Source organism: Corynebacterium sp. HMSC036D02, from assembly GCF_001836165.1.
GTDB lineage: Bacteria > Actinomycetota > Actinomycetes > Mycobacteriales > Mycobacteriaceae > Corynebacterium.
Genome location: NZ_KV827673.1, coordinates 2,168 through 22,616, shown reverse-complemented (window position 1 = coordinate 22,616; position 20,449 = coordinate 2,168). Strand labels below are relative to the sequence as shown.

20 protein-coding genes and 3 pseudogenes are annotated in these 20,449 nt (G+C 57.9%); 15 read left to right on the top strand and 8 right to left on the bottom strand.

Going from position 1 to position 20,449, the window contains the following annotated elements:
- Positions 1-91: IS3 family transposase (locus tag HMPREF2743_RS13030; protein ID WP_371441228.1), on the bottom strand; the 91-nt coding region annotated here is incomplete at its 3' end.
- A gap of 150 nt (positions 92-241) precedes the next feature.
- Positions 242-584 (bottom strand): annotated as a pseudogene (locus HMPREF2743_RS04720) (transposase).
- Positions 585-1,054: 470 nt separating this feature from the next.
- On the opposite strand from HMPREF2743_RS04720, the gene HMPREF2743_RS04715 reads away from it, so the two are divergent.
- The 4 genes from HMPREF2743_RS04715 (at position 1,055) to HMPREF2743_RS04700 (ending at position 5,661) form a co-directional block, all read left to right on the top strand.
- Complete coding sequence (locus HMPREF2743_RS04715) at positions 1,055-2,416, top strand: MATE family efflux transporter (RefSeq protein ID WP_231732355.1); 1,362 nt, start codon at positions 1,055-1,057, stop codon at positions 2,414-2,416.
- 151 nt (positions 2,417-2,567) lie between these two features.
- On the top strand, positions 2,568-3,725 hold the full coding sequence (locus HMPREF2743_RS04710; protein WP_049156259.1) for an ABC transporter substrate-binding protein: 1,158 nt from the start codon (positions 2,568-2,570) through the stop codon (positions 3,723-3,725).
- A 41-nt stretch (positions 3,726-3,766) separates the two neighbouring features.
- Positions 3,767-4,846 carry a FecCD family ABC transporter permease gene (locus tag HMPREF2743_RS04705; RefSeq protein WP_049156286.1) on the top strand — a complete coding sequence of 360 codons (1,080 nt, stop codon included), beginning with the start codon at positions 3,767-3,769 and terminating at the stop codon, positions 4,844-4,846.
- Positions 4,846-5,661: an ABC transporter ATP-binding protein gene (locus tag HMPREF2743_RS04700; protein ID WP_049156256.1), complete on the top strand. Its 816-nt coding sequence runs from the start codon at positions 4,846-4,848 to the stop codon at positions 5,659-5,661. Before HMPREF2743_RS04705 ends, HMPREF2743_RS04700 begins: the two co-directional genes overlap by 1 nt.
- A 28-nt stretch (positions 5,662-5,689) precedes the next feature.
- On the opposite strand, the pseudogene HMPREF2743_RS12725 reads toward HMPREF2743_RS04700, so the two are convergent.
- Both HMPREF2743_RS12725 and mobF read right to left on the bottom strand, forming a co-directional pair.
- Positions 5,690-6,929, bottom strand: a pseudogene (locus HMPREF2743_RS12725) (IS3 family transposase).
- Positions 6,913-9,336: a MobF family relaxase gene (gene mobF / locus HMPREF2743_RS04695; RefSeq protein WP_305764557.1), complete on the bottom strand. Its 2,424-nt coding sequence runs from the start codon at positions 9,334-9,336 to the stop codon at positions 6,913-6,915. The pseudogene HMPREF2743_RS12725 and the gene mobF overlap by 17 nt, the downstream one beginning before the upstream one ends.
- 55 nt (positions 9,337-9,391) lie before the next feature.
- Between mobF and HMPREF2743_RS04690 the strand changes: the two genes are divergently transcribed.
- Complete coding sequence (locus HMPREF2743_RS04690) at positions 9,392-9,658, top strand: hypothetical protein (RefSeq protein WP_141751971.1); 267 nt, start codon at positions 9,392-9,394, stop codon at positions 9,656-9,658.
- Positions 9,659-9,978: 320 nt separating this feature from the next.
- Here the strand turns inward: HMPREF2743_RS04690 and HMPREF2743_RS04685 are convergent, their stop codons facing one another.
- A complete protein-coding gene (locus HMPREF2743_RS04685) occupies positions 9,979-10,548 on the bottom strand; it encodes a TetR/AcrR family transcriptional regulator C-terminal domain-containing protein (protein WP_010154754.1) in 570 nt (189 codons plus the stop codon).
- 38 nt (positions 10,549-10,586) lie between these two features.
- Between HMPREF2743_RS04685 and tet(33) the strand changes: the two genes are divergently transcribed.
- The 6 genes and pseudogenes from tet(33) (at position 10,587) to HMPREF2743_RS04660 (ending at position 15,787) form a co-directional block, all read left to right on the top strand.
- On the top strand, positions 10,587-11,810 hold the full coding sequence (gene tet(33), locus HMPREF2743_RS04680) for a tetracycline efflux MFS transporter Tet(33) (protein ID WP_083321603.1): 1,224 nt from the start codon (positions 10,587-10,589) through the stop codon (positions 11,808-11,810).
- Between the two features lie 867 nt (positions 11,811-12,677).
- The gene (locus HMPREF2743_RS04670; RefSeq protein ID WP_070818265.1) at positions 12,678-13,568 is read left to right on the top strand and encodes an IS5 family transposase; all 891 of its coding nucleotides are present in this window, start codon (positions 12,678-12,680) and stop codon (positions 13,566-13,568) included.
- Complete coding sequence (locus HMPREF2743_RS13025) at positions 13,569-13,634, top strand: erythromycin resistance leader peptide (protein WP_071569110.1); 66 nt, start codon at positions 13,569-13,571, stop codon at positions 13,632-13,634.
- A gap of 99 nt (positions 13,635-13,733) precedes the next feature.
- Positions 13,734-14,588, top strand: a complete 855-nt coding sequence (gene erm / locus HMPREF2743_RS04665) for a 23S ribosomal RNA methyltransferase Erm (RefSeq protein WP_005390949.1) — start codon at positions 13,734-13,736, stop codon at positions 14,586-14,588.
- Between the two features lie 164 nt (positions 14,589-14,752).
- Positions 14,753-15,170: pseudogene (locus tag HMPREF2743_RS12715) on the top strand (transposase family protein); the annotation flags it as partial.
- A 353-nt stretch (positions 15,171-15,523) separates the two neighbouring features.
- Positions 15,524-15,787 carry a hypothetical protein gene (locus HMPREF2743_RS04660; RefSeq protein WP_011117479.1) on the top strand — a complete coding sequence of 88 codons (264 nt, stop codon included), beginning with the start codon at positions 15,524-15,526 and terminating at the stop codon, positions 15,785-15,787.
- Positions 15,788-16,647: 860 nt separating this feature from the next.
- On the opposite strand, the gene HMPREF2743_RS04655 is transcribed toward HMPREF2743_RS04660, so the two are convergent.
- On the bottom strand, positions 16,648-17,241 hold the full coding sequence (locus tag HMPREF2743_RS04655; RefSeq protein WP_011117489.1) for a recombinase family protein: 594 nt from the start codon (positions 17,239-17,241) through the stop codon (positions 16,648-16,650).
- Complete coding sequence (locus HMPREF2743_RS04650) at positions 17,241-17,495, bottom strand: hypothetical protein (protein ID WP_034659529.1); 255 nt, start codon at positions 17,493-17,495, stop codon at positions 17,241-17,243. Before HMPREF2743_RS04650 ends, HMPREF2743_RS04655 begins: the two co-directional genes overlap by 1 nt.
- 188 nt (positions 17,496-17,683) lie before the next feature.
- On the opposite strand from HMPREF2743_RS04650, the gene HMPREF2743_RS04645 reads away from it, so the two are divergent.
- The 4 genes from HMPREF2743_RS04645 (at position 17,684) to HMPREF2743_RS04630 (ending at position 19,325) form a co-directional block, all read left to right on the top strand.
- Complete coding sequence (locus HMPREF2743_RS04645) at positions 17,684-18,229, top strand: TetR/AcrR family transcriptional regulator (protein WP_070818264.1); 546 nt, start codon at positions 17,684-17,686, stop codon at positions 18,227-18,229.
- Positions 18,226-18,585 (top strand): DMT family transporter, encoded by a 360-nt coding sequence (locus tag HMPREF2743_RS04640; RefSeq protein WP_048733039.1) that lies wholly within the window; start codon positions 18,226-18,228, stop codon positions 18,583-18,585. Before HMPREF2743_RS04645 ends, HMPREF2743_RS04640 begins: the two co-directional genes overlap by 4 nt.
- Entirely contained in the window at positions 18,582-18,911 is a 330-nt protein-coding gene (locus HMPREF2743_RS04635; protein WP_003849969.1) for a DMT family transporter, read from the top strand. The genes HMPREF2743_RS04640 and HMPREF2743_RS04635 overlap by 4 nt, the downstream gene beginning before the upstream one ends.
- Before the next feature lie 99 nt (positions 18,912-19,010).
- On the top strand, positions 19,011-19,325 hold the full coding sequence (locus HMPREF2743_RS04630) for an NIPSNAP family protein (protein ID WP_174232238.1): 315 nt from the start codon (positions 19,011-19,013) through the stop codon (positions 19,323-19,325).
- 85 nt (positions 19,326-19,410) lie between these two features.
- Here the strand turns inward: HMPREF2743_RS04630 and HMPREF2743_RS12370 are convergent, their stop codons facing one another.
- Positions 19,411-20,292, bottom strand: coding sequence for a pentapeptide repeat-containing protein (locus tag HMPREF2743_RS12370; RefSeq protein WP_083276403.1), 882 nt, complete (start codon positions 20,290-20,292; stop codon positions 19,411-19,413).
- Positions 20,293-20,449: the final 157 nt, after the last annotated feature.

Here is a 20,449-nt window from a genome sequence, read left to right as displayed (position 1 = left end):
TTCCGTCACGGTCAAGCGCATGCCACATTGTCCGCACGCCGTAGACACCGTAATTATCCCGATGAATGGCACCAATGCGTTCAATCAGCACAGCGTCACGAAGGCGACGAGCACTTAAGCCCACGGGCTTTTGATTGGCGGTATCCACGGGACGTGATGAAACCGCCAACACGGTGGGTGTTTAACGTCTCGCAAATGAACTCGATGGAGAAACGATCCCGATACTCATCGATGAACCGGATCATTTCCGACGTTTTGGGTCGAGTTCCGACGCGAAAAAAGCCGAGGCAGCCTTCAGTAGCTCATTGGTGTCGCGTAGCTCTTGATTTTCACGGCGTAGCCTCGCGTTTTCCGCGGCCAAGTCTTCAGGCACAGGTTCTGGGATGTTTCCCGCACGACGGGCCTGCTGGGTCCACTGACGAGCCGTGTGCCATGAAACCCCCAGCTTTGGAGCTACTGCCTGGCACGCGGCTTGCATCGACATATTTTCCGCCAAGATACGGTCCTCTACAAGACGGACCACACGGTCCTTTGCATCCTGGTCAAATTTTCTTGGCATATTCCAGATTTTCCCATCTACTCAGACGGAACAAAACCTGGGACACTTCAGTCTCTCCTATCCATCTTCACACTCCTTCCACCTGAAGTGTTTGAAGTGGAAATCTTCAATTATGGTAGCCTTACCTAAACTAGGTATAATCTTTATACTTTCCGAAGGGAGTCTCTGCCGCTGCAAACACCAGCCCTGAACGGGATTCGGTCTCAACCAACGGTGGTACCGCTGGGGCATCGGCCAGCACCAGCTGAATCCGCAGGGGCGAACCACTAATTTCCATGGTGCAGACGGCAGCGTCCGATTGCAACTTTGGTGCAGATGTATCGCAGCGCCATTCGCTTCAACGGCCTGGAGGCCGCAAATGAATCGGATGTGCTGCGTATCTACCGCTAGAAACCGCAGCACATTGGAGACCAGCCGCCAAAATGGGCGAGGTTTAGAAGATGAGAAGCGAGGGCCGAGACGAATGTTAGTCCGAAGTTGAAGGTGGCTGCGAGGTTGAAATCCATCCGGAAATATCGCGAAGTTCTGGGAATTTCCCTTCCCATCGCTGGAGTACAACTCGCCGGAGTTGCATTGACCACCACGGACGTATTGATGCTGCAGTCCGTGGGCGTACTGGCGATAGCCGGCGGCGGCCTAGCGATGCAGCTTTACAACCAGATCCGCACGATGTGCGTGGGCATGGTGACGGCCGGGGCAAATCTTGTGGCTGAAGCAGCAGCAAAAATGGAAAAAGAGAAAACCTCTTGTCAAAATTGCGAGGCGGGAGCAGAACAGATCCGGCGGGCTGTGCGCTCCTCCTTCGCGGTGGCCACTGGCACTGCAATTCTCGGCGCGTTACTGGTCATCGCCCTAGGCGGATTGGTCCTTGTTCTGCCCATCGACAAGCACGTTGCCCAACTCACCTTCGCCATGACCCTTGCGCTCGCACCCGGGTTAGTCCCGATGATGTGGCTCAACGTCCTGCGCCAATTCGCCGTGGGCATGCGAAAACCCGGCTCCCTGTTAACCATCACGCTGATATCGATATTTATAAATATCGCATTGAACTGGTTATTTATGACATGGGCAGCCTCGGATCACTGGAAGGTAGCGGGCATCGGGCTTTCTACAACTGTCATCCAACTGCTTACCTTCCTGGCCTTCCGGATTGTGGTACTGCGCATTCCCGAGCTACAGCCCTATTTCCACATCCTTCCGTGTAAAGGAGATGGGGAGACTATCTGCCGCCTCGTCCGCCTCGGGGTACCAGTCAGTCTGACCTATGGCTCGGAGGCTGCAATAACAACCATCGCCGGTTTAGTGATGGGGACCTTTAGCCCACAGATGCTAGCGGCGCACAATATTGTGAACCAACTGGCGTACATCGTTTACCAAGTGTGCATCGGCTTTTCTCACGGCGGCTCGGTGCTGATCACAAGGGCTCGGGCCGAGAGTGCCGACTCAGTGCGCGAGATTACCCGACGCATATTGTTCGTCGTGGTCACGTATCTGGGAATAATGGGCGCGCTGTGGCTTCTGTTGGGCAGGTGGGTACTGCATCCTTTCTTAAAAGAGGCAGATCCCACCACCTTTCACATTGCCGTCCTGCTCCTATGTCTCGCGGTACTGCAACAGTTCGCCAAAGGAATCCAAAACGTGGCAGTGGGCCTACTGAGAGGCCTGAAAGACACCACCTCAGGGCTACGCTGCACCCTCGTCGGGTACTGGCTGGTTGGCGTCCCCGGGATTCTGATATTTGGAAAGCTCCTCGGATGGGAAGGATATGGCGTCTGGTTAGGACTCATCATGGGTTTCGCAACCACGGCGGTACTGCTGCTACGCACATATTCCCGCCGACTGAATGAACTGACTTAACGGGAATGTTGGGGGTAAAAGTTTCATCACCCATTGTAGATAAACAAAGGTATGGCTAACCTAATAGATCCACTTGGAAGAAAGGATTGCCTTGTCCCTCACGACAACTAGGGCTCGCGGTTTTAAAACCCCACGCGCCCCTCACCACCGAATGGCCCGCGTAGTCGCCTCAGCCGTCACCGCCACTGCCCTCCTTATGACCGCTGCCTGCAGCACTAACGATGAACAACAGACCGCAGATGACGGAGAAAAGCAACAGATCACCGACATTCTCGGGCGCGAAGTCGAGGTCCCGAAGAACGTCGATCGGGTCCTCATGGGCGGGCAACGGATGCTTTACACGACATCCATCCTCAACAAAGAAAACCCGCTCCAGGGCATCGTTGCCTGGCCAGATGACCTGGAGCAGAACGACCCTGGCACGTACAAGAAGTACGAACAGAAATTCTCAGAGATCGAAGATATTGAGCAAACTGGTGAAGTTTACGACGGCTCGATGTCCGTTGAGCAAGCTTTGAATTCCCGTCCAGATGTCTTCATTGTCTCCGCAAGCAGCTTCGAAGCCGCCCAGGATGCTGGCATCGTAGACGGTCTAGAAAAGGCCGGAATCCCCACGGTTACCGTCGATTACTTTACCGACCCGGTGAAGAACACCGCACCGAGCGTGCGCTTGCTCGGCAAGGTACTCGGCCACGAGAAGGAAGCGGAAGAGTATGCCGAGTTCTATGAGTCCAAGGTGAACATGGTTCAGGAGCGCCTAGAAAAAGCCAAGGCCACCCCCACACCGACCTTCCTCTGGCGAGCTCCCGGCTACTTCGACTGCTGCTCTACCTTCGCTAAGTCCAACCTAGCCCAAATTGTTAACGCAGCGGGTGGCGAAAACGTGGGCGACGATATGATCGACGCCAAGCAGGGGCAAGTCTCTCCCGAGGCGCTAGCTGAAAAAGACCCAGACGTCATCATCGCCACCGGCGCAGACTGGACCGGCGCCAAGCAGCAGCCAAAGAAGAATGGCTTTGTACCCCTGGGCTACGACGAGTCCACCGAACAGGCAGCCAAAGACTTCCAACGCGTTGTTGACGGGCAACCTGTCCTTAAGGAAATGCGGGCGGTCAAGAACAAGCGGGCCTACGCTGCGTGGCATCACTTCTACGACTCCCCATACAACTACCTAGCCATCGAGTGGTTTGCCAAAGCCATGCACCCCGACCTGTTTTCCGATGTCGACCCGCAGGCCGATTTGGAAGAACTACATGAAAAATTCCTCCCTGTGGAGGCTAGCGGCACCTTCTGGACTGGTTTGCCATGAGCCACGGAGCACGAGCGCAATCAATTGCCACCGGAAGCGAGGTGGACGACCAAAACTCTACCCCGCAACGGCAACGCCCCCGGTCAAACTGGTACCGAACAGCTAGCAGGCGAAAGGTAGCGATCATCGCAGGGCTTACGGCCCTGCTATGCGTCACCATTGCCATAGATTTCCTCATCGGCAGCAGTTTGAACGCAAATGAGGCGCTCTACGTGCTCTTTCACCCCAGCGATTCCCGCCCAATTGACTGGCAGATCATCTTTGATATACGTCTGCCTATGACCGTCACAGCGGTGCTCATCGGTGGCACCCTCGCTGCTGCCGGCGCAGAGATGCAAACCATCTTGGATAACCCCTTGGCAGAGCCCTATACGCTGGGCATTTCCGCCGCTGCGAGCTTTGGCGCAGCCTTTGCCACCGTCTCAGGATTCACCGCGGCGGGAATCGGGGCAGCGCTGGGAATGGCGGGCAGTGCTTGGGTCTTCGCCCTCGCGGCCTGTGCGGTGATCGTCCTATTCTCTCGGTCAAAGAGCTCTGGTACCGAGGGAATGATTCTGCTGGGCATAGCCATCGTGTTCCTCTTCGATGCTCTACTAGCGCTAATGCAGTACCTCGCCTCGCAGACCCAATTAGAGCAGGTGGTTTTCTGGACCTTGGGCAGCCTTACGCGCGCTACGTGGCCTCAGATCGGCCTTCTCGCGGTCATCTCACTAATCGGAATTGCTTACTTCTACCGCAATGCGTGGACGCTGACCGCGTTTCGAATGGGCGACGACCGCGCTAGGTCCATGGGTATCAATATCCCAAAGCTGCGCACGTACACGCTGGTGGGAGTCTCCCTTATGGCGGCAACTGCCGTTTCGATGGCCGGGACAATTGGTTTCATCGGACTCGTCGGCCCACATATCGCCAGGATGCTCGTTGGTGAGGACCAACGCTTCTTCCTCACCACGTCCATCATCTCAGGTGCGCTTTTGCTGACCTCAGCCTCAGTGGTATCCAAGCTGATCCAGCCTGGGGCGATTCTGCCTGTCGGCATCATCACCGCGATTGTGGGCGTTCCCGTGTTCGTCGTCCTCATTGTTTTGCGACGCCGCCCCCGAACTGTCTCCTCAACCTAATGATCGCCTCTCCCAGTACTTCCTGCCCCAGAAAGGACCCCCTCGTGGAACAACCGCCCACGGTTCCGCCAGAACCCACACTCCGGGTAGATAACCTGTGCTTTTCCCATGGAGACGAACAGATACTGAATGACGTATGTCTCCCAAAGATCGAAGCTGGAACCGTCACCGCCCTCGTCGGCCCTAATGGCGCTGGTAAGTCGACTTTGCTGCGCTGCATGGCTAACCTATGCCGATTCAGCGGCGACGTCACTGGGCCCGAGGCAGTATATTTGCCACAGGATCCCCCGCCGGAAAGCACCCTTACCGTATTCGAATCGGTACTTCTGGCACTCCAGCATTCCCGGACGGGATTCAGCGGACTACGGGTAGCCACATCCACACAGGACCGAGTCAGCTCGGTCCTCACGCGGCTGGGGCTAGAAGACCTAGAATCCCGAACAATGTCCCAGCTCTCCGGCGGCCAGCGTCAATTAGTAAGCTTCGCCCAGGCCATCGTATGCCGGCCGCAGGCATTACTACTGGACGAGCCAACCAGCGCTCTTGACCTAAGAAATCAGCTCATCCTCATGGAGCATATTCGCGCCTATGCAGCTGAAGCACCCGCGGCGGTCGTGGTTTCGATGCACGATCTTTCACAAGCAGCGCGCTTCGCTCACCGCATTGCGGTACTCCACGCGGGCACTGTATACGCACACGGAGCAGCTAAGGACGTGTTAACCGCAAAAATGTTGCGTGAAGTCTACCGCGTAGATGGAAAAGTCACCCTTACTGATGACGGTTCTGCAGCAATCACCACATCCAGAGCCATATAAGGGGCTTGAAGTGCCCCGAGTTTTGTTCCTAGGCATGTTCCTTGATTTCTATTATTCCCTGTTGCGGGTTCTTCTTCCACAATTCGGTTTCCACCTCGGCTGGGGTTCGATATCCCAGGCTTTGGTGGAGCCTTACCTCGTTCCACCATGACACCCACTCGAACGTCGCGATTTCTACCTCGACAACATCATCCCACCTGCGAGTATGGATCAGCTCATTCTTGTAAGAGCCGTTAACGTTTTCAGCTAGAGCATTGTCATAAGAATCCCCGACAGTTCCGGTGGAAGCGGCAATCCCGTGCTGGGCGAGACGCTGGTTGTAGACAACGCTGACGTACTATAAGCCGTGATCCGAATGGTGAATAAGGCCTGTTGTTTCCTTCGCGCTCACAATCGCTTGGTTGAGTGCTTGCAGCGGTAATACCTCGGTGCGCATCGAGTCCGATAATGCCCATCCGACGATCCGCCGGGAGTAAACGTCAGTGACAAACGCGGTGTACACAAAACCCTTCTTCGTACGCACGTAGGTAATGTCGGCCACCCACAGCTTGTTTAAGGCCTTGGGCTTTGAACTCACGCTCGACCAAATCCGGGCGCAGATCCGGCCTGTTGAGGTGTACGGGTTGTGATTGGTGATCTGCCTTTGCCTTTGCCAGAAACACCAGCTAGGCGCATCAGCCGGGCGGTTTGCTCACGACCGATGTCGATTCCGTCACGGTCAAGCGCATGCCACATTGTCCGCACGCCGTAGACACCGTAATTATCCCGATGAATGGCACCAATGCGTTCAATCAGCACAGCGTCACGAAGGCGACGAGCACTTAAGCCCACGGGCTTTGGACTGGCGATAACCACGCGAGGTGATAAACCCACCAGCCCGGTTAATCTTCAACTCCGGTGCAGATGAACTCGACAGAGAAATGATTCCGGTATTTATCGATGAACCGGATCATTTCTTAACGTTTGGGGCCTGGTCGTGAGGCGAAAAAGCTGACGCAGCCTTCAGCAACTCGTTGGTATCTCGAAGCTCTTGATTTTCGCGGCGTAGCCTGGCATTTTCGGTAGCCAAATCTTCAGGAACAGGTTCTGGGATGTTTCCCGCACGACGAGCAGGCTTAAGTCCATAGACGAGCCGTGTGCCATGAAACCCCCAACTTTGAAGCTACTGCCTAGCACGCGGGATGCATCGACATGCTTTCCGCCAAGATGCGGTCCTCCACGAGACGGACCACACGGTCCTTTGCATCCTGGTCAAATTTTCTTGGCATGTTCCAGATTTTCCCATCTACTCAAACGGAACAAAACCTGGGACACTTCACCGCGGGAAACTTCGTTGCCGTCATGGAGTTTGACGCCGTCCACAGCGACGTCGCCCTGGAGGATTCGGTCGGTGCGGGCGCGGGTGTTGAGCGCAGAGACCGTGTCGAGGGTTTCCGCGATCAGCACCGTGCTCTTTCCCGCTGCGAGGTCTGTGCGCCAGGCTTGGTAGGCGGCTTCGAGAATCTCGTCATATCCGCCCGGCGTGACGCGCTGGTGCGCAATGTAGGTATCGATGACGTCGGTGTCGCCGATCCGCAACTGCAGGGACGCCTGCTTCTCCCAGTCGTTTCGGAAGCGACGCACATCGACCAGTTCCGGGGCGTCGCCGCGGTCACGCACGAGCATCCCGAACGCGCCGCCCGCGTCCACCGCTGCGAGTTGCGCCCAATCGCCCACGAGCAGCACTTTCGCGCCGACCTGCTGGGCGTGACTGGTGATGGCATCGAGCGCGAACGTGCCACCCAAGGAGGCTTCGTCGATGATGACGAGCTGTCCGCGCGTGAGGTTCCATTTCCCGAGGCGATGCTCATGCAGCCACTTCGCCGTGTTCTCCGTCCCGATCTCCAGATCCCCGGCGAGGACGTCGGCGGCAGCGGCCGAGGGCGCGAGCCCGGTCACCGAGCCTGGCCCGTAGCGTCGCTCCCAGGCTCGGCGCAGGGCACGCATCGTTGTGGTCTTCCCAGTCCCTGCGGGGCCGACGAGTACGTCGAGGACGCGGCCGGAGACGCCGATCTTCGCGATCGCCTGCTCCTGGTCCACCGACAGGGTGTGCCCGTCGCGGTTCTTCGTTCTGGCAGCGTCCTCGATCCATGCCAGCGGTACGGTCGGCGCCGACCGATCATTCGACGCGCCAAGGAGTCGGTCTTCTGCCGCGAGCACCTGCTCGGAGGAGAACACCGTTCCGGCTTTGGGTCGGAACACGCTCGACCCGTCCGCGCGACGAAACAGCGAGGGGCTCTTCGCGAGCTCGGGCGGAGTGAGGCGCAGCGAGACCCGTTCTGCGGCATCGACGATCTGCTGGGTGATGACGTCCCGGTCGTTCGCGGACGCGAAGCGGAGAGCCATCGTCTGTCGCACGGCCTCCGCGTGGAGGTTCCACCGTTTCCACGTCGCTCGCCGGTCACCGACCTGCTGCACCACGACCTCGGCGACCTCCTCGAGATCCTCCAACGGGATATCGTCTGCCCGCAGCAACGGTTCGTGCTCACTACCGGCGAGCAGTGCCGACGCCCAGGTTGGCGCGTCCTCACCCAGCAACGCGGTCGCGCGTTCTCGCCACTGGGAGGTGAGATCGCTGAGAGAGTGCTGCTGCTTCGGGGGCCGAGTCTCGAGCGTGGCCTGCTGCCGGAACTGCCACACCAGCTTCGGGGACGGCTGCCTCCCGTGCTTCGAGACGTAGTCGTCGACCAGCCGGTCTTTGACCTGCTCGATATCGCGAGTACGGGAAGAGAACTCGTCCATCAGCTCCTGCGGCACGCCAACGATCTCCCACGCCGTGGAGCGCCCCGCACCGCGCTCACGGGCTTCCCACCCGACGCCGAGGATCTGAGTGAGATGGTCCGAGAGGACCGCGTTGTAATGCTCCGATAGGCCGGTGACGGCGGCGTGGATAGCGCGAGAATCGAGCGTGCGCCACTTCCCGTCATGAGCTGCTTGCACGCGGTTGGCGACGACAATGTGCGTGTGGAGTTGTGGATCCGCGGCCCGAGAATCGTAATGATCGTAGGCAGTCGCAATCACACCCCGCACGTCGACTTGCGCGACGGCGCCACGCGCCCCTTTCGCGCCGACCCTGGTCATCGCGACGTCGCGCTCGAGTAGGGCGATCATGTCTCGGATCGCTGCGTGGTGAGCTTGGGCAATGAGTGCTTGCGTGCCGCCGTCGGCAACTGCCCAGAGGGTCGAGACGGACTTCGGGACCGAGAACGTGAGATCGAACCCTGCGACCGGCGCATTCGTTGGCTTCTGTGCTTCCTCCGCCTCGATCAGCGCTTGCTGCGCGGTACGCTCACCTGCGGTAAGGGACTTCGGGAGCTGATCGAGGCGGCGCTGCGTCCGCTCGCCCGCGGTGGCAAACTTTCGGTACGGACGCCCCAGTTGCTCGCCGCTGTTCGGATCCTGCCCGTGCCCCATGAGGCGCCGTAACTGCTCCTCGCTCACCGAGGCACCGACGGCGATCTCTCCGGCGAGTCCTGGGAGGCCGGCCCCGAGCCAGATGCCGGGAGGCGTTCCTGCTTCAAGGTAGTACCTTGTCAGCGCTGACGACGCATCGCGATCCCCGTCGCCAGCGACAACTGCGTTCAGCAGGTACCGGTACCCGTCCCCAGCGGTCATGACCCTGATCGAGATCGTCACACTGGGCAGGTGCGCCGCAGATCTTGGGATCTACCCTCGGAAGGCGGAGAGCGCGATGTTTGCGTCAATGCAGGGAGATAGCGAAGAGCGCGCTTCAACGGAGATGCTCGAATGGGTCCACGACGGATTGGACTCCGTGGTCGCGGCAGACGTAGACGATTCACACGCCGTACCCGTCGGCGCCGCTCGGCTCGGGGTCGCATTCTGCGCGGCAGACGTTACAGAGCCGGTGCTCGTTGCTCCCCCAGACCGTGACCTCGATATCGTCGGGGATCTCCATTCCGTCGAACTCCATATGCGGAGGTTAGCTGTCGCGGATTGAGTCGTGTCAAGATGCGGCACCGATGCTAAACCGCCGTTACCTATGGTCATCGCGCCGGTCACGCACTCGACGCTTAGTTCTTGAGGTACTCGAGGACGGCGATGACGCGCTTGTTTCCTGTGCGCTCGTTAAGGTCGAGCATGGTGAAGATGCTGCTGATGTGCCGTTCCGCGATCGCGACGCGACATGCATACGGTCCCTGATTTGCTCGTTAGTGAGCTCCGTAGCCATGAGCGAATCGTCAGTATCGCGGAGGAGGTGCTGCGGGAGCGGGAAAGGATTGACCTTACTGACGCAGAGACCCAAAGCGCGAGCATCCCTCATCGCTTTGATGCCAGCCCTTCAACCATTGCAACTAACCCGAACTCGAAATCTAGGTCTTGATCGACAGGCTCACATCCGTTGTCGAGCGCTGTTTGTTCTTCTAGTACGAAACCGACCGTATAGCGGCTGATAGCCATGAGAGCTCGGACCGCAGAGACCTCAGCGAATCCTTCGGACACGAGAAACTCGATCTGACTTTCGGGGGCATCCGAGCCCGCTGGCATCTGGTCACTCTTTTGACGGTGAAACTCTGCGTGCAGCCGTGCTCCATCCCGGACTGCCAGAAGCGCTGTCCGGAAGCTCCGCGCGTTGCGCAGGAGAAAGTCGTCCCAGCGCTCCCCTGACTCTGGGAGTGAGGCGTGGTGTTCGCGATCAAGCACATCAGCTGCGAGCGATCCGAGCAGGTGGCCCTTTGTCCGAAAGTGCCAGTAGAGCGCTGGCTGCTGCACCCGCAGATGCGCAGCCAGCGCCCGCGTGGTGAAACCGTCGATCCCCGTGTTATTGAGCACATGCCTCGCACCGCGCAAGACTGCTGCACGATCGAGTCGCGCTTGTTTCTGAGCCATGCTTGCACTTTATCATCGATAACTTTATCGTTGATAAGGTGTCATCTCTCACTTCCGCTCGTGGCTCGTTGGCCACGGTCCTCATCACGGCTAGCCTCGACGCCGTCGGCATGGGCCTGGTGATGCCGATTCTCCCCGCACTGCTACACGAGGCAGGGGTCACCGCTGATGCGGTTCCGCTGAACGTCGGAGTGCTGATCGCGCTCTACGCGGTAATGCAGTTCATCTTTGCCCCCGTACTGGGAACACTGTCGGACCGATTCGGCCGCCGCCGGGTGCTGCTTGTTTCCCTGGCCGGTGCGACCGTCGACTATCTCGTGCTCGCCACGACATCCGCTCTGTCGGTGTTCTATATCGCCCGTGCAGTGGCTGGGATAACCGGAGCGACCAATGCGGTCACCGCCACCGTGATCGCCGACATCACGCCACCCCACCAGCGCGCCAAGCGTTTCGGTTTACTCAGTGCCTGCTATGGCGGCGGAATGATCGCGGGGCCAGCCATGGGTGGACTGTTCGGTGCCATCTCGCCACATCTGCCGTTTTTGCTCGCTGCTCTTCTCTCAGCGAGCAATCTGGCACTCACCTTTATCTTGTTACGCGAGACCCGTCCTGATTCCCCTGCGCGCTCTGCGTCGCTCGCTCAGCATCGTGGTCGCCCCGGCCTCAGCGCGGTGCCTGGGATTACCTTCCTATTAGTCGCATTCGGCCTTGTTCAATTCATTGGGCAGGCTCCAGGTGCGACCTGGGTGCTGTTTACTGAACACCGCCTCGACTGGAGTCCCGTCGAAGTTGGAATCTCCCTGTCCGTCTTCGGGATCGTACAGGTTCTCGTGCAGGCCCTCCTTACTGGCCGCATCGTGGAGTGGATCGGTGAGGCAAAAACAGTCATCATCGGGTGTGTTACCGACGCCTTGGGTCTCGTAGGCCTGGCGATTGTCACTGACGCATTTTCCATGGCGCCTATCTTGGCGGCACTGGGGATCGGTGGCATCGGCCTCCCCGCTCTGCAAACCCTTCTCTCCCAGCGCGTCGATGAACAGCACCAAGGGCGCCTCCAGGGTGTGCTCGCCAGAATCAACAGCGTCACATCGATCTTCGGACCGGTCGCTTTCACAACGATCTTCGCGCTCACTTACATCAACGCCGACGGCTTCCTCTGGCTCTGCGCCGCAGCACTCTACGTGCCCTGCGTGATTCTCATCATGCGTGGTACAGCAGCGTCCCCGAAGTTCGGCTCATGGGCGAGCGGCGACTCGATGTGAGTTGTGAGACGTGAGCAGGAGCAACACGGCGGCGACACTGCTTCGCCATGGCCGACTAGCGAGACGGCGCCACCGGGAAACTCGGCATCATCTACCAAGGACAGGTCAGCTGGGAGCCTGATAGACCCATCGAAATGTGCGTGCCGATCGCGGAGAAAGGCCGGGCGCATCGGATCGAGCCATAGCACCATGAGTCTTCACGGAAGTGCGTTGACGGAGACTTCGTTGTGAACCGGGCCAAGGGAGAGCTGGAGGCCCTCTCCGAGTGGCTTGCCGATGACATGAGCTGGACGCTCATCGAGAAATCCACACACAGCGGCCCCAGTGCAGCCCGAGAGGTGCGCCCGCCGTTCTCCCGAGCGGGTGGAGGTCATTTCTGTCGTCACCCACGGACGACGCGCTTCCTGCGACGGCTACCTCGAGGCTGGAGGAATGCGCGTCCGTTTCAGCCATGCGTTCCGCTTCGTCAGCACCCCCAAGACCGCGATGATCGCAGAACTGCGACGCTACTGCATCGAGACGCAGGTTGACTGAGGCCTGTGCGGACAGCACGAACGACCCTTAAGCCCGTAATCTGGGAACCGCAGAAACTACCCGATCGAAACGCAACTACTTTGCCGGCCCTACGGGGTTGGCTCGCGGTCGTCGTCCTTGGCCGCGACCGTGCGCAGGAGGTGCTTGTAGCCATCCCTCGCGATCATCACGCGCATCGAAACCGTCACGACGCTACTGCCTTCGACGATCAGGGGAGCGGGGACTGATCGCGGACGCGCTGTCCACTTTGGTTAAAAGATTGCGCCGCTGTAGACGACCGCCATCTAGGGCGTGTCTCCTAATTGTGGGCCTGTGCTCGAGCATGATTGAGGTGTGTCACAACGGTCTAGATTTACGCAGTTCACGAATGCACAGTGGGAGCGAGTTGAACCACTTCTGCCAACGAATGAGGGCCGTAAAGGCCGCCCGTTTGGTGATAGCCGCCGCGTTGTAGAGGGCATCATCTACCGGTACCGCACCGGAATCCCGTGGCGAGATCTCCCCGACCGGTATGGTCCCTGGCAGACGGTGTGGAAGCGGCATCGCCGCTACGCAACCGACGGCACCTGGGACCGCGTATTCGCGCACATCCTCGCCGAGGCCGATGCAGTGGGCGACATTGACTGGAACGTGTCAATCGACGCGACGATCAACCGTGCTCATCAGCACGGTACGAACCTGCCGCGCCCTGATCAGGACACAGGGGCTCTATCGAATTACAAGAATCTGCCGTTATGCGAGATTGAACCGGCAGGTCACGGGATCGGGAGATCACGCGGAGGGTTGAGCACGAAGGTACATTTTGCTGTCGAGGGGCATGGCCGGCCGCTGTCGATTGTGGTGACGGGCGGGCAACGCCATGATGGCGCGATGTTGCAGGAAGTCCTCGGCGATATTCGGGTCCCGAGAATTGGGTGCGGGCAGGCGCGGACGCGCCCTGATGCGTTGCTTGCTGATCGCGGGTACACGTCACGGGTGAACCGCGCGTATCTGCGTGAGCGCGGCATCGCCGCGGTGATTCCGGAGAAGTCTAATGAGATCGCTGCCAGGAAGCGTAAGGGTCGTGCTGGCGGGCGACCGCCCGGGTTTGATGCGGAGCTGTACAAAGACCGCAACGTGGTCGAGCGGGCCTTTGGGTTGATGAAGCAGTGGCGCGGGCTTGCGACGCGTTATGACAAGCTCGCGGTCACGTATCGCGCGGGAGTGGTGCTTGCGGCGATTTAAATGGATATAATTAGACCCATGTTGATTTCAGGTACCGCTTTCTTGCGGTTGCGCACCAACCGCTAAGGCGGTTTCCTACCCCGTAGGTTAAAAACCGCTCCGGTCCTTTAGCCGGGCGGCTATTTGTCATGCCCGGCTCCCTTTCAAATCCAAGGAGCACACCTGATGTCTGCATACGGACACGGCCGTCACGAGCATGGCCAAAATTTTCTCACCAACCACAAGATCATCAACTCCATCATCGACCTTGTGAAACAAACCTCCGGCCCCATCATTGAGATCGGACCAGGAAGCGGTGCCCTCACTCACCCGATGGCCCACTTGGGGAGGGCGATAACGGCAGTTGAAGTGGACGCAAAACTAGCTGCCAAAATCACACAAGAAACCTCCTCGGCGGCGGTCGAAGTGGTCCATGATGATTTCCTTAACTTCCGGTTACCCGCCACTCCCTGCGTCATTGTGGGAAACATTCCCTTTCACCTCACCACTGCCATTCTTCGAAAGTTGCTGCATGCGCCAGCATGGACTGACGCTGTACTCCTCATGCAGTGGGAAGTCGCTCGCCGCCGGGCCGGGGTAGGCGCAAGCACGATGATGACGGCTCAGTGGTCCCCATGGTTCACATTTCACCTGGGTTCTCGGGTACCAAGGACTGCTTTCCGGCCACAGCCAAACGTTGACGGGGGGATCTTAGTGATCCGCCGGGTGGGTGACCCGAAGATTCCGATAGAGCAGCGCAAAGCCTTTCAGGCGATGGTGCACACCGTTTTCACTGCCCGGGGACGCGGGATAGGGGAAATTCTCCGAAGGGCAGGGTTGTTTTCATCACGTTCAGAAACACAATCATGGTTGCGCTCGCGAGGAATCGACCCCGCGACCCTACCTCCCAGATTGCACACCAACGACTGGATCGATCTCTTCCAGGTGACTGGTTCCTCTCTACCTCACCATCGACCCATTTCACCATCGGGAAGTAGTCAACGACCTCCTCAACGGAAAAACCGAAGCCGGCGGCGTTAATCCCCACCAAAACCGAAATCCACCAGTAGTACTAAAAGGGCTCTTCCGGTTTTAGAGTGCATTGATTAGTTCGCCGGGGGTTCGGGCGTGGCACAAGATATTGGGGTCCTTGGCTTTGTAGGAAAAAGGTATCTAATCCATCCGTACAAAACTAAGGACCTACTGTGCAGCCTAACGGAAATGTCATCGTCGATACCATCTGCCGCACCGCAAAACTAGGAACTACTATCACCGGTGCCACAGAAAACGGTGACGTCACTGTTATTGAAGCCGAACCCGTCGAGCCGATCAATGAATGCCCTACCTGCGGGCAGCCTGGAGTATTCCGCGACCACGTCATCCGCAGCCTGGTCGATCTGCCCATCGTCGGCCACCCAACAACTTCATGTGCGCCTTCCACGCTACCGGTGCACCAACAAGCGTTGCTTGCAGAAGATCTTCCGTGCTGGCCTTGCCTGCGCGCCCGACAATTCAAAGACCACGGACCAGGTGACCCACTGGATCCTGCAACGACTCTGCCTAAATCGGATGAGCGTTGCCGCTGCACCCAAGTCATTAGGCCTGGGGTGGGATATGAAGTGTCCCAGGTTTTGTTCCGTTTGATGAAACCCGTTTTTGAAACAACGTACGGAGCACAACGCACGCCGATGCCAAAGCTTCCGCAACATCGACTACCTCATCAAACCCACGACAGTGGGATTCACACCCTCAATCCCCACGCGTGCAATCTTCGCACCTCAAAGATTGAAAAATGAAAGAAACCGGAGGTAACATACCCTTTCGAGTTTGTTACTTCCGGTGGTGCAGTTTGTTCAACTGCTCATCAGGATCTTACGGGGGATAACACTAACACACCCTGACTCTTGGAAAACGCAGCACACAGACCGTGCACACCCTCACCGATAAAATGGGCACCAGTCCCGAAAGGAGAAGGAATGTACACGACCATCACCCTCGCCGCACTCGCAGTACTTTTCGTCTTAATCATCCAGACCATCCGCCGCGAACGGCCAGAAGACCGTATGTATTACGCCGCGCTTGGAGGCAGCATAAGCGCAGCAATGATCCTTGTCCCCTCCTTCCTTTTCACCCAGGCCGGTCTCTCGCGAGAACTGGCCGCACTGCTCATCTCCTTCGGCCTACTAGCCTTGTGGATTACCATTTTCGGACTCCGCCTAAACGCAAGAACTAGCAGGTAAACCTGCATAACACAGAACATATGCTTTAGCATATGGCGGAACATACGCTATAACATATGCCTAAACATATGTTCCGCCATATGGCAGGACTCGCGGGCGCACGAATACGCAGATTCCCGCCCGCAGTAGAGAAAAGGAGGGCTACGGCCTCAGTGTGGGAGTATTGCGAAACCTTCGCGCGCGCATTAGCCTAAAAGTGACAGCACAGTTCATCCCTGAATTGCGGCTGCACAATAAAAAGGGCCCCAACGAGTGCCAGCTCGTTGAGACCCTCGGGCCTAAAGACCCACGTGAAGCATCGCGGTAACGAGCTTCACGATTACGGTCACAAGAACTATGACCTTGGTAGCCACATCTAGCCAGTCAAGCTTGGTGGCATCAAGGTCTTTTCTTTTGCGACCGGGTGTATCCAATGAGTGTTTACCCATTGTCTACCTCCCTTTACGTCGTAGGGTTGTCCGCTCGCCTGAAAAAGGCGCGCGGGACAGCCCACGTCACGCGCGGGCCTTACCGCGCACCGACGAGGAAGTCACGCCCACGCCCCACCACAGGTGGCGGGGCATGATTGTGAACCGGCACTAACGTTAGCAGCCACCCCTGACGAGACCTAGAAGCATGATTTCACCCCTGCCTTTATAAAAGCCGCCCATGAGGGGAAACCCGTACAGTGCTACTTGCAGCTGCACTCAACACCGCTAATTTCTCTGCCTGTCACCCTATCTAGACGCACGAAAATGCTGGCAGTGCTACATAACTGCCGACATATGCTTTAGCATATGCCTAAACATATGTCCCGCCATATGGCAAGACATATGACGGGGCTCATGGGCGCGCTGATCTACCATCACGGCTGCACTACCCTAGGTGTTTTTCAATGCTCGATACACCGTAGGACGGGTTACCCCAAATTCCCGCGCTAGTGCTGCCTTTGACTCCCCTGCCAATATGCGCCGTTTAATCTCCGCTACTTGCTGCGGGCTAAGAGCGGGTTTGCGGCCTTTGTACTTTCCGGCCTTTTTCGCCAACGCAATCCCCTCCGCCTGGCGCTCGCGGATAATGGCCCGCTCAAACTCCGCGAAGCTACCGAGAATTCCGAGCATTAAATCCGCGCGCGGATCGGACGTGTCTTTCGCAAACGCGAGATTCTCATGCAGGAAAGTAACAGTCACACCCTTGCCGGTAAGTTCATCAACAATACCGCGCAGATCTGTCAGCGATCGGGCGAGACGGTCAATCGACGACACGACAAGTTCGTCACCGTCTCGCACGTACGCCATACACTCGACAAGTCCAGGGCGGGCAGTCTTGGTGCGGCCGGAAATCCTATCTTCAAAAAACCGGTCAATCCTGCCGGAAGCATTGAGTAGTTCTTTCTGGCGCTGATTATTCTGCTCCACCGTGGAGACACGGATATAGCCCACCCGCTGCCCATGCGAACCAGAGTCATTGACCATTAGTCTTCGCTCCGCGAAGGTTTAAAGGCGGCATTCTCTTGTTCTATGACTGCATCACGATACGACTCGATTGCATCCGAGAGGGCATAAAGCTGAACACCGTCGAGGCCATCAGCGTCAGCAAGCAAGGATTGTACAATCCTGCCCAACGCCTGCTGCCCCGACGAGAGTCCACCATGCAGATCTTTCACCCGCGCCAACGCGGGTACAGAGTCAATATGACTTTCAATATGGAAACCGTCAGACGATAACATCACACTCACCACTTTCTGTAAACATAAGGCTTAGACCCCGCTAGACACGTGTAAAACAATGCTAGGAACGGCCCTATTTTACAGGAAACATTCTGCCGCACACCGGCGTAACAATAGGGTGTACCCCAGGTGCCCCTACCAGCGCCCGCAGTTGAAGGCTTCACCTACCAAATGGTAAAGTTAGCTATATGCGAACCAGTCAGCGCTCCGAGATCCTGGAAGCTGCCCTCCGCGTCATGAACGCAGCGGAGGGTGGCGACATTACCCTTGACGCAGTGGCCCACGAGGCCGGGCTCACCAAACCGGGATTGCTATATCACTTCCGCAACCGCGACGTACTGCTCGCCGCGATCGTCGACCACGCTGCGGCCAACGTCGAGAACGACATGACTGCCACCCTTGGCAAGCCCCTCGAGAACGCCAACGCCACCGAGCGGCTCCTGAGCTACGTTCACGTCGCCGCCCACGGGGCCGCCAAGCGCGCCGAGTTCATCATCTGGGGCCAAGCGACGTATCGGCCCGAACTCACCGAACCGTGGACTACGCGGATGGGCCGCTGGCTCGAACTCCCGGACGATCTCGACGCCGCCCCCCGAGCCAGGCTGACCCCCGCCCGACTCGCCGCCGACGGACTCTGGGGCGCCCAGGCCACAGGTGTGTCCACCCTCCACGGCGCGGATCTCGAAGCCGTCGTCTCCAGCATTCGCTCCCTGATCGAAGGAACAACCCCATGAAGCAGTGGTTCCTGCTCGCTGGCGCCATCACTACCGAAGTGGCGGCGACGCTGTCTCTCAAGGCGGCGCTCAATCACCCATCCTGGTACATCGTGGTTGCTGCCGGATACATCGGCACTTTCGTCTTCCTCACCTTCTGCCTGCGCGAAGGAATGCAGATCGGCGTCGCCTATGGCATCTGGGGAGCCAGCGGGGTCGTGCTCGCCGCCGTGCTATCCGCCGCGATTTTCGGTGAACCTCTGACCGCTGTGATGGGTCTTGGAATGGTTGCGATCATCAGCGGTGTCCTCACCGTCGAACTCGGCTCCCAGAAAGCTCAGCAAACCGCAGCCCAGGAAGCAGGAGTCAACTCATGAGATGGATCTTCCTCGCAGGCGCCATCTTGTCCGAAGTCGTCGCGACCATGTCGCTACGAGCCTCCGACGGTGGCCGGGTGAAGAAATGGTTCATCGGCGTCATCGCGGGGTATCTCGTGGCGTTCGTCGCCTTAAGTCTCGCCTTGGCCGACGGCATGGCCCTTGGCGTCGCCTACGGCATCTGGGCAGCATCCGGCGTAGCTCTCACCGCGATCCTCGCCCGGGTCATCTTCCACGAACCCCTCACCCGAACCATGGCCCTCGGCATCCTCCTCATCGCCGTCGGAGTTCTCACCGTTGAACTCGGCGCCAACTTGGCGAACTGACGCATTTCCGCAGGTAAACCAGGCAGATTGGTGTGCTGCACCACGAGGCGCACAGACAAAGGCTCCCCAATGAGCGCCTGTGGGCCTAGCGTTGTGGATGTGATCACCTGTGTCGTCCACTACACCATCGACCCCGACCAGATCGCAGCCTTTGAACAGTTCGCCCGCGCTTGGATGCGGCATGTCGACGAACACGGCGGCACCCACCACGGGTACTACCTACCCGCGGAAGGTGTGAGTGACCGTGCGGAATCCCTGTTCAGCTTCCCCAGCCTGGCTGCCTACGAGCAGTACCGCACCTTGTTCGGCACCCACTCGGACTTCATCGCCGCTGACCGGATTCGAGACGAGTCCGAGTGCGTCCTGCGGTACGAGCGCACCTTCATGCGGCCGCTCCTACCCCAGGGACACTGAAAGGGACTCCGGCAGCACGCTCGGCACAACCCACAACGCCGCAGGTCAGCGCGTACAGATGGGTGTACTCTATCGGACTTTTATACTATGGTTCGGGGTCTTCCTCCTTAGTGAAAGTCGCACCTAAATCTTGTAAGCGTTGTTTCTGTTGTGGAGTCAACGCCAAGTTATCCTCTGGAAGAATGGTCTCGTGCAAAGTTGCAGTTTCAAGAATTGAAAGGTCTGTAGGAGTTCCCGATAGGTCCGCGTTGCTTAGATCCGCACCACGCAAATCGGCACCCCCTAATTGTGCTAGTTCAAGGATTGCACCTTGTAGATTCGCGTTTCTTAGATTCGCGCCGTCAAACTTCGCCTCTATTAAAACTGCGTTGCTTAAGTCTGCCCCTTCGAGGTTTGCTCCACTAAAGTTTGCACAATTAAGCCAAAGACCACTCAAATTTTGTTCCTTTAGGTCAAAGTCTTTAAAAGGAAGTTCAGGAATAGAAGGGTCTGGTTTATCTGTGGAAGATTTCGTAGTGGGCGTACCAGGGGTAAATATGGTCCCGTCAGCTGTTAGACAATGGGGTGATAGGTTAGCTGACGTCGAAACTTGAGCCCGATCGCGAACGTATCGCAGATTTTCGAGTCGCTCTGCTGTAACTGCTTGAGTATTAGCAGCACGAATTGCTGTGTCTGCCTGGGTTCTAGAATCAGTAATTTGCGCCCATGCCAAAGAGGATCCCACCACTATGGAGGCAAGGACTGATATTCCAACGTCGCGGAGCCCTTGCTTATTAGGGATCCCTCTCCAAAAGTCGCGGAGCCATTCGAAGCGGGCAGGCGAAGCAGAACTTGTGCTTTGGGTGACCTCTTTTTCCTGTTCGGTATGCTTCTCTATAGAGGGATCCCTATCTAGTGCATCTTGTTCTTTCGGAGAAGCGTCTTTTGGCGTGCTTTCTTCGCTAGGTGTATTTTTGCCATAACTCATTCATAAAGAATATGCCTAATGTCGGGGTTTAGCACGCGTTGTCGTTGGTCGAAGGATAAGGGGTAAAGGGGTGGCTGGCATTGTGCATGAAGTCCAGGACACGCACCTGTGCGCGTTGTTTATTGGGGCGCACGGGGATACTGGAGACTACGAGTAC